The sequence below is a fragment of the Flavobacterium sp. RHBU_3 genome, assembly GCF_046613565.1.
Lineage (GTDB): Bacteria > Bacteroidota > Bacteroidia > Flavobacteriales > Flavobacteriaceae > Flavobacterium.
In genome coordinates, this window is sequence record NZ_JBKJHC010000015.1 from 1 (window position 1) to 16,136 (window position 16,136).

A 16,136-nucleotide genomic window follows, 5' to 3' on the forward strand; every position below is an offset into this window, starting at 1 on the left:
TTCTGTATTTTTGGTTGTCAAGTCAAAGGTTTCGATGCCGTCTAATGCAGGAGCTGTATCATCACACAGTATGTAATCCGATACCGGTAGTACATCCGGTTTCGGGTGGACGATAAGTTGTATAGCTGCTACAGAATAACAATCAGTAGTTGTAGCGGTTTCTTTAACCCTTACATACACAGTACCCGAGCCTTCATAAGCAGTAGGATCGGTAATTTGTCCGCCTACACCACCTACCTGGGCTGCAGCCAGCGTAGTATAGTAGGTTAATGTATAAGCGGTAGAGCCATTCACCGCCTGTGCTCCCGCAGGAGTCAGGTTGAATATTTCAACACCGTTATTAGTTACATCGTCACAAGCCTCAAGCGGAGTTACCGCAGCAAGTACAGGAGCATAGTTAACCGTAACGGTAAACGAAGTCTCATCAGTACAGGTTACGTTAGCGTCACCACTTGTTGCGTATATATATATCAGTTGGGTAGTATCTATACTATCACCTGCAGCAAATTGCGTTCCGGTTCCATTAGCCCCTGAGTAGTAACTACCCACAGTAAGAACAGGTAAAATGTAGCTATCACAAACCTCTACATCCGGAAGGTTATCAGCATCAGGAGTAGGATAAATATTTACAACAAAACTCTGCTCATAAGTACATGTATAAGGAACAGTACCTGTAACTTCGTACACGTATACTGTTTGTGTAGCCGTAAGTGCAGTACCCACAGGGATAACATCGCCTGCACCGCCCGAAGCATTACGGTATTCACCTTCGGTAAGCGGAGGCAGCGTATAGCTGTCACAAGCCGAAACATCATTGATTGGCTCAAGAGCAGGCTGAGGGTTTATTATAATTTGTAGCGGTTGTGTATTATACACATAAGTATACTCGTTGTTTTGTACCCTTATGTACACTGTTTCGTTAGTAGCGGTGTACGTTTGCGGGTTACCAATAGGGTTACTGTTACTGTTAGCGTCACCCTGGTTTTCGTGATATGAAACCGTATATAAAGACGTATCCGAAATCTGGTTCAGCAATGTATCATTAAACTGTGTAAGATCTACTGTTTCTGTACTATCATACGGCGCAGGCTCACAAATTACAATTGGCCCTATAGGAGACAGCGGCACATCGCACGCCATAATATCCAGGGTAAACTGCTTCATTGTACGGCAACCTGTTTCATAATCTTCAAGTACCACGTAGATAATCTGGTTATCTGTACCCTGGTAGTTATTAATACCAAACAGCGAAGGTTCGTTATTTTGTACATCGCTAAGGTTGTCATAGTAATACAGGGTAATAAGCGAAGGGTCTATCATGCCCGACTCTAAAGCCTCAAGGTTGTCTTCAAGATTGAAAACAGCAGTACCGGCAGGGTCGCCACAAGTAACTAATGTTACAGGGTCGCCCGAAAGTATCGGGTCATAATAGTTAACAATGATATCATCGGTAATAAAACAATCAGGGTTACCGGCAAGGTATCCTAATATGGTATACGTACCTGCCTCAGTAACGGTATAGGTTTGTTCCTGGTAGAAAGAACCATCTGTGTTATAAATCCACTGGCCGTCTTTCTGCCATTTTACAAGCATGTTTTCATTTGCAACGTTTGCAATAACATCATAGGTTTCACCATAACAAAGTGCCGCTGCGTTAGCAAAGGTAAGGTCGGTAGGAAGCTCCGGCTGGCCTATATCAAAACTACCAGCCTCAAGGAATACAGCAGAGTCATAAAGCGAATCACTATAGTCACCTATCGCCAGTTTGATTTTATAAGTATGACCCGCTATTACATCAGATTCAGCTGTCATTTTTACGGTTTGCCCACGCATGCTTATAGCAGCATTAGCCTGGGTAGTCGCATTTTGGGCATTAAACACGCCAAAGAAGCTTGCGTTTACAGAACCACAACCTGCATTATAAAGGTTGTTTCTAATATTGGTTACAGATACCGGAGTAGATGTACCCGGAATAAGTGCAATATTATTATTAGTCATCAAACTGGTATTTGTAAGGTCGGACAGCAGGAATGCAAAAACATCGCTATAACCGCACTGAAAAGTACCATACTCATTTGACGCAAAAAGGAAATCGAAGCTCATATGGTTTGATACCGGAATGAATTCAAACTGAATATAACTGGCATCCTGTATAGGGCCTGTTTGACCATTTGCATTGTTTACTGTCTGAAGGTTAGCATCGGTAACACCCGAACCTGTTGTACTGATATTCGCCTCAGAATAAGGACCGGCCGTAGCAAGCGCGTTACCACAACGGATAACGATACCATTCTGTATAGGGAAAGTAGAGTTGTTTGCTTCAAAATAGCCAATACCAAAGTTACCGGTTACCGAACCTGCAGAATAGGTTATGTTTTGTATGGTAACACAGTCTGTATCTATAAGTACATCTTCTACAAGCTGCTGTACGGTGTACTGGTTTTTAGTAACTGTAACATATTTTGGCGCAGGGGTATCTACATCTGTACACTGCAGACATGCAGGGTTAGGATCCGGCGTACCCGATGTTACCGAAACAACATTAGTAAGCGTACCCACTGTAGTATTATATCCGGTTGGCACAATGATGGTAACCTCATAGGTTACGCTTTCACCGGCAGGAATAACATCAATGGTATCGCTCATGTTACTGATACCTCCGGTATCATTACCGCTCCAGGTCATTTGTACAATATTGTACGGCTTATTATCTGTAACCTGTACGTTGTACGCATCACTCGGACCCGCATTTGTTATTGTAATATAGTATGTAAGCGCGCCGTTAAACTCGGCGTCTTCTGTAACATAGGTGGTTTGGTTGTCTGTTTTAACCGTAATAAGATCAGCCTGAGGCGCCGGTGTAGCCAGTGCGCTACAGGTGGTACACTCAGGGTTAGGATCAGGCGTAGTTGATGTTACCGCCACAGCATTAACAATACTTGCCGACTGGTCGTAGCCAGACGGCACAGCTATGCTGTATGTATAGGTTACGGTTTCACCCGGCAATAAAAGGCCTATAGTATCTGTCAGGGTTCCTGTACCAGTTGTATCATTGCCGGTCCAGGTAACCTGGGCAGCAGTAAAGCCCGTAGGAACCGTATTGCTTATTGCTACGTTTTGCGCAGCATCGGGGCCATTGTTTGTTACCGTTACGGTATACACAGCATTAGTACCCGCTGTATAGGTAGCATTAGGTATAGTAATGGTTGTTACAATATCTGCCGAAGATGTACCGTAGTCGGTATCAGTTCCGTCTGTATAGCCCGGCTCAACATCATAAGACGATGTAGAAATTTGCGGAGCAAGTGTTATAGCACCCGTAGCCGAAGCGCTAATGTTAGCAACAATGGTATACGTAACTACCGTACCCGGAAGTACATCGCCAAGGTTTTCGTTAATGGCACCTGTACCCGAACTGCCATCAGTAGCGCTCCACGTAAAGTTTGTAGCACCGGCAGGCAGCGGTACATTCACCATAAAATCTGTAGCCACAGACGGCCCTACATTAGTTACCTCTACTGTGTAAGTAGAAGTACCGCCCTGTGTATATATTTCTATGTTATCGTCTACCAGTGTAATATCTATATCGGCAGGATTAAACTGGTTTGTATCGGTGTCCGAACAAGCAGTACACGAAGGATCCGGATCATTATCAGACGAAGTATTTACCTGGTATGTAATGGTTCCGTAATAATCATCAGGAGCCTGTAGCTGCACGGTATACGTTACAGTACTGCCATTAGGAAGAGAAGCTATCACATCTGATAAAGCGCCTGTACCCGAAGTACCGTTAGAACCCGTCCAGCTCACGTAAGGTACCAGCGCAGGCACAGCAGCCGCAACCTGTACATTAGTAGCCGTACCCGGACCGTTATTAGTTACGGTAACTGTGTAAGTATTGGTGTTTCCGTTTATATAAGTGGCCGTGTTATCGGTAACCGTAGTTACAACATCAGCCTGAGAATATTCCAGTGTATCAGTATCGGTACATGCTGCGCAGCCCGGCACCGGATCTGCCGTAGCAGCGGTAACCGATGGAGTTGCCACAACAGTAGTATCTGTATAACCTGCAGGCACCTGTACCGTAACTGTATAAGTTACTGTTTGCCCCACGGTAAGTGTAAGCAGGTTATCTGCAACAGCCCCTGTACCTGTAGCACCTTCACTGCTAGTCCAGCCTGTAATAGTGGTTCCGGCAGGCGATGGATAAGCCACTACAACAGCGGTAGCATCCTGAGGGCCGTTATTGGTTAACGTAAGCGTATAGGTAAGCACATCACCCGGCTCAAAGGTATCCTGACCATCGGTATTGGTTACCACAAGGTCGGCACCCACTGTTCCGTAATCTGTATCGGTACAAGCAGTACAGCCCGGCACCGGATCTGTAGTAGCCGAGGTAACATCAGCGTTAGCCACTACTGCAAGATCTGTGTAGGTAAGAGGTACTGCTACTGTAATAGTATAGGTTACTGTTTGTCCTACAGCAATGGTTCCCAGAGCATCAGCAATATCTCCTGTACCGGTTGCAGCAGCACTGTTTGTCCAACCAGTAATGGTTGTACCCGCAGGCGCAGGGTAATTTACCACAACACCGGTAGCTTCGTCCGGACCATTATTTGTAACAGTAAGGGTATAAGTAAGTGTATCGCCGGGTGCAAAAGTAGTTTGCCCGTCGGTATTGGTTACTACAAGGTCGGCACCTGTTAGCAACGTATCTACATCAGCACACGCTGTACATGTAGGTGTTGGGTCTACCGTAGTAGAAGTTACACCGGCAGCAGCTACAACAGACGAACCTGTATAGCCCACAGGTACAGCTACTGTAACTGTATAGGTTACCGTTTGGCCTACAGCAATACCTCCCAGAGCATCGGCTATGTTACCCGTACCGGTAGTGCCGGCACTGTTAGACCAGCCTGTAATGGTAGTACCGGCAGGAGCAGGATAAGTAACCACTACTCCCGTAGCAGCCGAAGGGCCGTTGTTAGTAACAGCAAGTGTATAGGTTAATGTATTACCCGGCAGGAACGTATCCTGACCATCAGTATTTGTTATTTCAAGGTCTGCAACAACAGGTGCAGCATCTATATCGGTACAACCTAAACAGGTAGTGTCTGGATCTGTAGATGTAGAGGAGGCAACTGCTACCGTACTGGTAAGGTTTCCGGTAAATGTAACAGGTATTTGCATCTCTACTGTATATGTTACCGTTTCGCCATTAGCAAGCGATACTATAACATTATTCAGCGCACCCGTACCGGCATTGTTATTACCGTACCAGCTCATGTTGGTAATACCCGCAGGTACAGCCTCAGTAATGCTTACATACTGTGCGGTACCGGGACCGGTATTTGTTACGACAACATTATAAACGGCAGTACCACCCGGTGTATAGGTGGTAGCACTATCAGTATTAACAATAACTATATCAGCAATATTCTCATTTACACTTGTATCAGTATCCACACATTGTGTGCAGCCCGGCACAGGGTCTGTTACGTTAGCAGTATATGTTACCGTATCTACAAGGTTGCCGGTATAAGTTGCCGGTACAGTAAACGATATGGTATAGGTAACAGTTTCGTTTACATCAAGTATCCCAGTATTGTTATTAGCTATAGCAGTAGTACCCGTTTGTCCGTTACTGTTACTCCAGGTAAAGCCCGTAACTCCCGCCGGAATGGCATTGCTCACCAAAACCCCTGTTGTAGTAGCCTGCGGACCATTATTTGTTACGGTTACCGTGTAGGTTACCGTACTTCCCGGGGTATATTCGGTTTGGTTATTAGTATTTACTATTTCTATGTCACTGTAGGTAGCATAGGTAACCGTAGGCAGCGCCAGCAAATTGGCATAGTTGTGCGGCACATAAATATTTACCGTATACGTTACCGTTTGGTTTACGGCAAGGTTGGCTATGGTATTATTCAGTGCTACGTTTGTACCGGTAGCACTGTTACCACTCCAAGTAAAAACCTCCACAGAAGCAAATGGTGCAGCCGGTGGTGCAGTTATTCCCGCAGGAATAGGGTAAGACACCACAACATTTGTTGCCGCAGCGGTTCCGGTATTGGTTACTGTAAACACATAGGTATTTACCTCGCCGTCATCATAAGACATGGTGCTGTTGTTACTGTACACAACAACATTCGGCTGGGCATACATCCCTATAACGGTAAACAGCAATAATAAGGCAGAGAGTAGAGTTTTCCTCATATAGCTAATTTTTTATTCAGGTATTTTAAATTGGTTTTCTAAAAAAACTTAACAAAATGTTATCTTATAAACCCTCAAATATAAATATTAGTTAATACTGTCAATGCTAAATTCGAAAAAATAACAAAGTTGATATTATAATGTTAAATTCCAAGATATGATTTAATAACATAGGCGTCCGTAAATGTGTAACAGTCTTAACACACTATACCCTACCCCTTTTTTAAACTTTTTTTATCGTAATTTTGTCTTAAATTTAATTCCCATGGAAAAAATAACCATAAGGGCCACTCAAAACCCTGCCATTATAAAATTTGAGTTTAGCGACTTTATAGCAAAATACGGTAACTACGAGTTTAAAAATATAGACGAAACCGCTAACAGCCCACTGGCTAAACAGCTGTTTTACCTGCCATTTGTAAAAAGCGTATACATTTCGGGCAACTTTGTAGCCATAGAACGTTACAGCATTGTAGAATGGGAAGACGTTAAAGATGCCGTAGCCGAACAAATAGAGAGCTTTGTAAACAACGGCGGCGAAATTGTAAAAGAAGTGACCGAAGAAGTGAAGAAAAAACTACCGGTTACCATATATGTGGAAACTACGCCAAACCCGGCCGTAATGAAGTTTGTTAGCAACAAGCTGCTGACTAAAACCGTAGCCGAGTTTAAAAACATAGACGAAACCACACCGTCTCCACTGGCACGCGAACTGTTTAAGTTCCCGTTTGTAAAAGAAGTATTTTTAGACGAAAACTATGTTTCTGTAACAAAATACGCTGTAGCAGAATGGAATGATGTTACAGCCGAAATACGTGCCTTTATCCGCAAGTTTATTGAAGAAGGAAACACGGTTATAGACGAATCGCTGATACAGCAAACGCCTCAGGCAGAAAAACAACAGGAAGCCTACTTTGACAACCTGGACACTACGTCGCAACGCATTATCAACATCCTCGAAGAATACGTAAAACCTGCCGTACAGGGCGACGGTGGCAACATAGCCTTTGAAAGCTATGACGAGGCCGACAAACGCGTAAAGGTAATACTGCAAGGCGCATGCAGCGGATGCCCAAGCAGCACCTTTACCCTGAAAAGCGGTATAGAAAACATGCTAAAAGACATGCTGAATGATAACGACATTAAAGTAGAAGCTATTAATGCGTAACCGGGTTATTCGGTGATGCGGTTATTTGTCAATTTGAAGCTTCAATTCAAAATTTAGAATACCCCGTCATTGCGTAACAAAGCAATCTGATAAAACAATAAAGACCGCCAGCGTGCGGTCTTTTCTTTTACAAACCAATCTGACCCTCCACACGAATAACCAAATAACCGAATTAACGAATAAACTTTTGCTGCTATATTCTTTTATCGTAATATTGCAATATAATAATGAAGCCATATTATGGGGATCTCGAAAACCGAACATTTTACCGACGCACAAAACCAACTTGCCACCATGCTAAAGGCTCTGGGGCATCCGGCACGTGTGGCAATAATAGAATACCTGCTTAAGGTAAACACCTGTATATGCGGAGATATAGTAAACGAGTTGCCCCTGGCACAACCTACCGTATCGCAGCACCTTAAAGAACTAAAAAATGCAGGTATTATTAAGGGTAGCGTAGAGGGAACTTCTATTTGTTACTGTATAGACGAAGAAGCAGTAGCATTACTTAAAGCCTATTTCGGCAATATGGCTGCTACACTGGAATGTAATAATAACAATTGTTGCTAAATATATAGATCATGAAACTTTCAGAACTTAAAACCATACTGGCAGGGCTTAATGATGTATCATTCAGCCTGGAAGACGGCACTGCCGTACCTGCCCATTTTCACGTAACCGAAGTGGGTGCTGTAAACAAACACTTTATAGATTGCGGCGGCACCATAAGGACAGAATATGCCGTTAACTTTCAGTTGTGGAGCTCTACCGATACAGACCACCGCCTGGCACCGGTAAAACTACTTAACATCATTAACCTATCTGAAGAAAAACTGGGCTTGAAAGACGGCGAAATAGAAGTAGAATACCAGGCTGCAACAATAGGCAAATACGGCCTTACATACAACGGCAGCAGCCTTGTGCTTACCTCTAAACAAACAGCCTGCCTGGCCACAGACCAGTGCGGTATACCGGCAGCAAAACCTAAACTTAAACTAAGCGAACTACAGGCGCAGTCGTCGTGCACGCCGGGTTCGGGATGCTGCTAATATGGAAGCTGCCGAAAAACGTAAGCGCTACCGCAAGTTTGCCATCATTACATTATCGGTGGCTGTATTGCAACTGATCTTCGGGTTCGACCCGAAGTTTTGTATCATAAACATTATTTGGTTATTCGTATAAACAATGGAAAAGAAAAACATTTTAGTATTGTGTACCGGCAACAGTTGCCGCAGCCAGATTGCCCATGGTTATCTTGACTATTTTGCAGGCAGTAAGGCTAACATTTATAGCGCAGGGGTAGAAACCCACGGTGTAAACCCTAAAGCCATTTCTATTATGGCAGAAGACGGTATAGACATTAGCAGCCACACCAGCAACAATGTAGACGAGTACACATCGGTGCCATTTGACTATGTTATTACCGTGTGCGACAATGCAAAAGAACATTGCCCTTTCTTCCTTACACAGGCGGAAAAATTCCACCACAACTTCCCCGACCCCGCAAAAGCCACAGGTACAGAAGAGGAAATCACAGAAGAATTCCGCAGGGTAAGACTTATGATTAAAGACTACATGGAAGGATTCATAGAACAGTACATTAATTAATTTTTAACTTTTTGTTACAAAAAAACACCCTATACACTGTTTAAGGGATTGGCTTTTTACTATATTGCGCAGCTAAAAAACAGCTTGAGCAATGGATATAATGAAAAATATTTTGATTTTATGTGGAGGTAACAGCTGTCGCAGCCAAATGGCTGAGGGATTTTTTAAATTCTACGCCTGTGGGGCAGCCAATATTTACAGTGCAGGAATGGAAGCCAAAGGCATCCACCCAAAAGCCATAGAAGTAATGGCAGAAGCAGGAATAGACCTTCGCGATCATACCTGTAATAATGTAGACGAATACAACAACATTACGTTTGATTACCTAATCACGGTATGCGATACCGACGAGAGTTGCCCGGCATACCCGAAGTATGTAGAGAAATTCCACTTCGAATTTGCCGACCCTTTGGCTATAACAGGCACGGATGAAGAAATAACCGAAGCCTTCAGAAAAGTACGGAATGAAATAAAAACCGTTGCCGAGGATTTTATGGCAACGCATATAGCCTGCTAAATAGTACAAAAAAGACCGGAACTAAGTTTCGGTCTTTTTTTGTATTACCGAGTAACACCGGTTTTACTTTTCTTCATACAGCCCACGCTTTTTAAGCAATGGTACTATACTTGGGTCGGCACCGCGAAACGCCCTGTACATATCGACAGGGTTACCTGTGTAGCCACGCTCCAGTATATTTTTCCTGAATGAGGTAGCGGTATTTTTATCAAAAACAGATTTTTCCTTAAAAGCCTCAAAAGCATCGGTATCCAGCACACCGCTCCATATATAGCTATAGTAGCCGGCACTGTAGCCTCCACTAAAAATATGGTTGTAGTAGGTACTGCGGTAACGCGGAATAATACTGCTTATAAGCCCTATCTTTTCCATAGCCTGCTGCTCAAAAGGTACCACGTTTTGGTTTATGGGTTCAGTACGGGCATGGTAGTCCATATCCAGGTAGGCAGCCGCCAAATATTCTACCGTAGCAAACCCCTGGTCAAACGTTCCGGCATTCTGCATTTTCTCTATTAGCGCATCGGGCAGTATCGCACCGGTTTTGTAATGTTTAGCATACAGCTTAAGCACCTCAGGATCCGATGCCCAGTTTTCCATAATCTGCGACGGCAGCTCCACAAAATCCGTTGGCACACTCGTACCCGAAAGGCTTTCGTAAGTAACATTGCTCAGCAGCCCGTGCAGCGCATGCCCAAATTCATGAAAAAACGTACTCGCCTCATCAAAGGTAAGCAACGATGGCTCGGTCGCAGTAGGCTTGGTAAAGTTGCACACTATAGATATAATGGGCGCTGTACGTTTTCCATCAGTCCTTTTCTGTTTACGGTAGCTGGTCATCCAGGCACCACCCTTCTTCCCTTCCCTCGGAAAGAAATCCATATATAGCAGCCCCAGCAGCTTATCATCATTATCATGTACTTCCCACGCTGTAACATCCTTATGATATACGGGCACATCCTGCACTTGTTTAAACTTAAGTCCGTACAGCTTATCGCACACCATAAAAATGCCGTTTCGCACAGCCTCCAGCCCAAAATAAGGTTTCAGTTCCTGCTCATCCAGGCTGTAGCGTTGTTGGCGTATCTTCTCGGTATAGTAGCGCCAGTCATACGGCATTACAGGCCCTTCAATTTTATCAGCCTGCATAAGCTTCAGTATATCAGCTTCTTCGGTTTTGGCTTTCGCCAATGCAGGAGCCCATATTTCATCCAGCAGGGCATATACCTTTTCGGGAGTCTGCGCCATACGTTCTTCCAGCACATAGTGGGCATGGCTTTCATACCCCAGTATCTGCGCGCGCTCCATACGCAGGTTGGCCAGCTGTACTATATTAATACGGTTATCGTGGCTGTCGCCATTGTTGCCGCGGTTTTGGTACGCCTCCCATATTTCCTTGCGCAGCTTGCGGTTATCGGCATATTGCAGGAACGGCATTACACTTGCATTTTGCAGGGTAAATACCCACCTTCCTTCTTTATCATGCGCCTTGGCATCTTCGGCGGCAGCGGTTATTATGCTCTGTGGTAATCCCACAAGGTCTTCTTTATTATCTATAACCAGCTCGTAGCTGTTAGTATCAGCCAGCACATTATCTCCAAACTTCAGCGATATTACCGCCAGCTCTTCGTTAATCTTACGCAGGCGTTCCTTTTTATCGGCAGGCAACCCGGCACCGTTCCTTACAAAAGCTTTGTACTTACGTTCCAGCAGCTTTGCATCCTCGGCTCTCAGGTGCATGTCTATCTGGTTATCCCAAATATATTTCACGCGTTCAAACAACTTATCGTTCAGGTAAATGTTGTCGTTATGCTTAGTAATCTCCGGCGCTATCTCCTGGGCTATCTGTTGCAACTCTGCGTTGGTTTCGGCACTGTTCAGGTTATTGAATACCGTGTAAATACGATTCAGCAACTGCCCGCTTTCCTCCAGTGCAAGTATGGTGTTTTTAAAACTTGCCGTTTCGTGGCTTGCTGCTATACCGGCTATTTCGCTATCGTGCAGGCGTATGGCCTCCAATAGGGCAGGCTTATAGTGTTCGTTTTTTATAAGATTAAAGGGAGGCACGCCATAAGGGGTATCCCAGGTAGCCAGCAATGGATTGTCGTCACCTATGGTGCCGGCTTTGTTTTCTTTATTACAGGACATAAATGTTCCGGTTAGTGTTAGTACAATCAATGTTTTTCGTAAGGCGGTCATCATAGTAAAGATATTAGCTATTGCGGGCAAATACAAGTTTGTAAGGCTTTTCTTTTTATTGCAAAATACGTTTAAATGCCTTTGGAAATTATTAAAGGCGCGTTAAACCCTAAATCCCCTTAACAAGAAAAACCTAACTTTATTACACAAAAAGAAGGAAAGCCATGAAAATCAACATAAAAAAAATTGCCCTTAAAACCCTGAAGTGGGCGGGCATCAGCATAGCAGCCTTACTGTTGCTGCTTTTTTTACTACCGGTGTTGTTTCCCGGAAAAATTGAATCGGAAGTACGCAAACTGGCCAACAAAAGCCTGGTTTCAAAACTCGACTTCAAGCATACGCGGCTGTCGTTTTTTACGCACTTCCCGTCGCTTACCGTTTCTATGGAAGATGTGTCACTCATGGGGTCGGCACCGTACAGCAATGATACCCTTGTAAAGGCAAAGGAAATATCGTGCGGCATTAACCTGCAACGCCTGATATTTGACAACACGGTAAAAGTAGATGAAATATATGTAGACAACGCCTATATAAACGTGCAGATAAGCACCAAGGGTGCTGCCAACTATAACGTGTACAAAAGCCCAGACAAGGAAGATAAAAATGAACCTAAAACAGCAAATGACCCCGAAGAGGGCACTGCCATACAGCTGGACAAAGTAAAATTCGAAAACTGCCACATAGTATACAACGACCGATCGGCTAAGATACTGGTAGATGCGCACGGCTTTAACTACCTGGGCAAAGGCGGACTGAGTGAAGAAGTATTTGACCTGGAAACGGATGCAAATATAGACTCTATAGACCTCTACTACGATCGTGTGCCTTACCTGGAACGCAAACAGGTACATGCTGACCTGATAACCCGTATTAACACTAATGCACTTTCGTTTATCCTTGAAAAAAACGAATTGCGGATTAATAAACTCCCTCTTGAATTTACGGGATTCTTTACCATTCTGCGCGATGGCTATAACATAGGTATAGATGCCGCCAGTAAAAACACTACCCTGGAAGACCTGTTTAGCGTACTGCCACCGCCTTACCTTACCTGGATGGAGAACACTAAAATACAAGGTGATGCCGACCTGCATTTCACCTTTAAAGGGCGCTACAACGCAGCGGTAGGCAAAAAACCCGACCTGGGCGTATCGCTTAAGGTAGATAACGGTGCTATAGAATACAAAGATGCACCTGCATCGGTTGAAGACCTGAACATAGACCTTGCCGCCATGCTGCCTTCATTAGACATAAAGCGCCTGGCTGCCGACGTAAAGGCATTCGATTTTAAAGTGGGGGAAAAAGGATTCTTCAGGGCAAGGGTAAACACTAAAGGCTTTGAGAATATTGCTGTAAGAGCCGATGTAAAAAGTGCACTGGACCTTGCCGAACTGGATGCCGCACTGGGCCTGCCCGATGTAGACCTGAAAGGCACGCTAAGAGCTGAGCTGGTAGCCAACGGCTTTTTTAATGCCGATAAAAAACTATTGCCAAAAACCAAAGGGAATATTATACTAAAAGACGGATGGCTGAAAACCACCCACTACCCTAACCCCATAAAAGACATTACATTTGTAGCCACAGTAGACAACCCTAAAGGTACTTACCAGGACTTAAAAGTAGCCATAACGCCCGCCAGCTTTGTGTTTGAAGGAAATCCTGTTTTTGTAAACGCCAGCATAGAAGACCTTACCGATGTGCTGTACAATGCCCGCATAAAAGGCGAACTGAACGTAGGCCGCATATACCAGGTATTTAAACAAAAAGGCATGGACGTTACCGGTTACGCCAAAGCCGACCTGAGCCTTAAAGGCCGCCAGAGCTATGCCACTACCGGCCAGTACAGCAAGCTGGACAACAAAGGCACACTGCTGCTAAAGCATATAAAAACCACAAGTGAACTGTTCCCGAAAGCGTTTTTTATAAACGAAGGGTTGTTCCGCTTCCAGAATGAGAAAATGTGGTTTGAGAAGTTTGCCGCCAATTACGGTAAAAGCGACTTTGCCCTGAACGGCTACCTGCTGAATACCATAAACTATTTCATAGAGCAGAAAGGCACACTGCATGGCGAGTTTAACCTGAACTCAAAACTGATTAACATAGACGAATTCATGTCGCTTAAAGACGGTGAAAACGAAGACCGAAAAACAGCCGTAGTATACGCCAAAGAAGAAAACCCTAAAATGAGCGGCGTAGTAGCCGTACCGAAAAACCTGGATGTATGGCTTAGTGCCAATGCGGAAAAGGTGGAGTATAACGGCCTGCTGATACAAAACCTGAAAGGCAAGACCGGCATAAGCAAAGGACAGATGTACCTGCAGGGCGCTAACTTTGAGATTATAGGTTGCAAGGTGGGTATTGATGCCCGCTATGATGATGAGTCAGCGCTTGCGGCCAACTTCGATGCTCATTTTACCGCCAAAGATTTTAGTGTAAAGCGGGCGTATAATGAAATACCCATGTTCCGCGAAATGGCTACTGCCGCAAGTAAAGCAGAAGGCATCATATCCATAGACTATACTGTAAAAGGCGACCTGAACGGTAATATGGGCCCCATATACGAGTCGCTACAGGGCGATGGGATTATCAACCTTCGCGATATAAAAGTGCAGGGACTGAAAATGTTTGGCGCCTTAAGTAAGAAAACCGGTCAGGATGGACTGAATAACCCTTCGTTTGAGGGCATTACCATAAAAAGCCACATAGACAACAATCTGATACACATAGATCCGTTTACGTTTAAGGTATCGTTGTTCCGTCCTACAATAAAAGGTACTACCAGCTTTAACGGCCTGCTTGATTTGCGCATACGCGTAGGGCTGCCACCTATGGGGCTTATCGGTGTTCCGGTAACGGTAACCGGCACGCACAACGACCCTAAGATTAAGGTATTCAGCAAAACCGGAAAAACCATAGATGAAGCTATTTATAACGAAAAAACCAATACCGTAGTGCGGGAAGAAAAGGTTAAGAAGGCGAAGTAGTCGTTAATTGTGGATTTGTCAATTCGTTTATTTGATAGTATGGAGTTATATGAATCACAAACCAAAACAGAATTTGAGATTAAAGCTCATTTTATAAAACAAAAACCCGCGAAATGCGGGTTTTATTTTTATGTACAATTGAAATATTGCGTCTTTCTGTACGAATTAACAAATCCGTACATCAACAAATCCACATACTACGAAGCTGCTTTCAACCTCTTAAGCAGGGTTTTGTTCAGGTGGTGCTCCACGTATTCGCGGTCTATGTGAAGTTCGCGCTCGTCGCTGCCCGGTAGTTCGTACATGGCTTCGGTAAGTATGGCTTCGCATAACGAACGAAGGCCACGCGCACCCAACTTGTACTCCAGTGCCTTGTCTACAATATAATCCAGTGCATCGTTACTTACGCTAAGCTCTACATCGTCCATTTCAAACAGTTTTACGTACTGTTTTACAAGGGCGTTCTTAGGCTCGGTAAGTATTGCGCGCAGGGTTTCCTTATCCAGCGGATCCATGTGCGTAAGCACCGGAAGACGCCCAATAATTTCCGGGATAAGCCCGAAATCCTTCACGTCTTTTGGGATAATATACTGTAGCAGGTTATCCTGGTCTATGTTGTCTGTGTTTTTAGAGGTGCTGTAACCCACCGCCTGGCGGTTTAGCCTTTTAGAGATAATACGCTCTATACCATCAAAAGCACCACCGGCTATGAACAGTATATTATGTGTATTTACCTCTATAAACTTCTGGTCGGGGTGCTTGCGCCCACCCTTAGGCGGAACGTTTACCACAGTACCTTCCAGCAGCTTCAGCAACGCCTGTTGTACACCTTCGCCACTTACGTCGCGGGTTATAGACGGGTTATCGCTCTTACGGGCTATCTTGTCTATTTCATCAATAAACACTATGCCGCGCTCGGCTTTCTTTACATCATAATCAGCAGCCTGTAACAGTCGTGTAAGGATGCTCTCCACGTCTTCACCTACATAACCGGCTTCGGTAAGTACGGTAGCGTCTACTATGGTAAGCGGTACATTAAGCATACGGGCTATGGTTTTTGCCACCAGGGTTTTACCCGTACCGGTTTGGCCCACCATAAGGATGTTGCTTTTTTCTATTTCCACTTCATCTTCACCCTGCTGTTGCAGCAACCTTTTGTAGTGGTTGTATACCGCTACAGAAAGCACCTTTTTGGTTTGATCTTGGCCAATAACATACTGGTCTAAGAAAGCACGGATTTCTTTCGGCTTTTTCAGTTCCAGTTCACCCGCTAATGATACCGATCCGCTCTGCTTAAGTTCCTCCAGCACTATGCCGTGCGCCTGTTCTATACACCTGTCGCATATATGGGCGCTAATACCTGCAATAAGCAGGTTGGTTTCCGGCTTCTTTCTGCCGCAGAACGAACATTCTAAAATTTCTTTTGCCATTTTATTAGTTTTCA

9 protein-coding genes are annotated in these 16,136 nt (G+C 44.4%); 6 read left to right on the forward strand and 3 right to left on the reverse strand.

Going from position 1 to position 16,136, the window contains the following annotated elements:
* Positions 1–6,216 (reverse strand): choice-of-anchor L domain-containing protein (locus ACLI1A_RS17470; RefSeq protein ID WP_411409977.1); only part of this gene is annotated, 6,216 nt, incomplete at its 3' end.
* A gap of 265 nt (positions 6,217–6,481) precedes the next feature.
* Here ACLI1A_RS17470 and ACLI1A_RS17475 point away from each other — a divergent pair.
* The 5 genes from ACLI1A_RS17475 (at position 6,482) to ACLI1A_RS17495 (ending at position 9,512) form a co-directional block, all read left to right on the forward strand.
* A complete protein-coding gene (locus ACLI1A_RS17475; RefSeq protein WP_411409978.1) occupies positions 6,482–7,384 on the forward strand; it encodes a NifU family protein in 903 nt (300 codons plus the stop codon).
* 240 nt (positions 7,385–7,624) lie between these two features.
* Entirely contained in the window at positions 7,625–7,957 is a 333-nt protein-coding gene (locus ACLI1A_RS17480; protein ID WP_411409979.1) for an ArsR/SmtB family transcription factor, read from the forward strand.
* A gap of 11 nt (positions 7,958–7,968) precedes the next feature.
* Positions 7,969–8,436: a DUF6428 family protein gene (locus ACLI1A_RS17485; RefSeq protein WP_411409980.1), complete on the forward strand. Its 468-nt coding sequence runs from the start codon at positions 7,969–7,971 to the stop codon at positions 8,434–8,436.
* Between the two features lie 136 nt (positions 8,437–8,572).
* Complete coding sequence (locus tag ACLI1A_RS17490) at positions 8,573–8,995, forward strand: arsenate reductase ArsC (protein WP_411409981.1); 423 nt, start codon at positions 8,573–8,575, stop codon at positions 8,993–8,995.
* Between the two features lie 91 nt (positions 8,996–9,086).
* Complete coding sequence (locus ACLI1A_RS17495) at positions 9,087–9,512, forward strand: arsenate reductase ArsC (protein ID WP_411409982.1); 426 nt, start codon at positions 9,087–9,089, stop codon at positions 9,510–9,512.
* A 63-nt stretch (positions 9,513–9,575) separates the two neighbouring features.
* Here ACLI1A_RS17495 and ACLI1A_RS17500 read toward each other — a convergent pair whose 3' ends face one another.
* Positions 9,576–11,657, reverse strand: a complete 2,082-nt coding sequence (locus tag ACLI1A_RS17500) for a M3 family metallopeptidase (protein ID WP_411409983.1) — start codon at positions 11,655–11,657, stop codon at positions 9,576–9,578.
* A gap of 215 nt (positions 11,658–11,872) precedes the next feature.
* Here ACLI1A_RS17500 and ACLI1A_RS17505 point away from each other — a divergent pair, with 215 nt between their 5' ends.
* On the forward strand, positions 11,873–14,692 hold the full coding sequence (locus ACLI1A_RS17505) for an AsmA family protein (protein ID WP_411409984.1): 2,820 nt from the start codon (positions 11,873–11,875) through the stop codon (positions 14,690–14,692).
* A gap of 197 nt (positions 14,693–14,889) precedes the next feature.
* On the opposite strand, the gene clpX is transcribed toward ACLI1A_RS17505, so the two are convergent.
* Positions 14,890–16,122, reverse strand: a complete 1,233-nt coding sequence (clpX, locus tag ACLI1A_RS17510) for an ATP-dependent Clp protease ATP-binding subunit ClpX (protein ID WP_411409985.1) — start codon at positions 16,120–16,122, stop codon at positions 14,890–14,892.
* Positions 16,123–16,136: the final 14 nt, after the last annotated feature.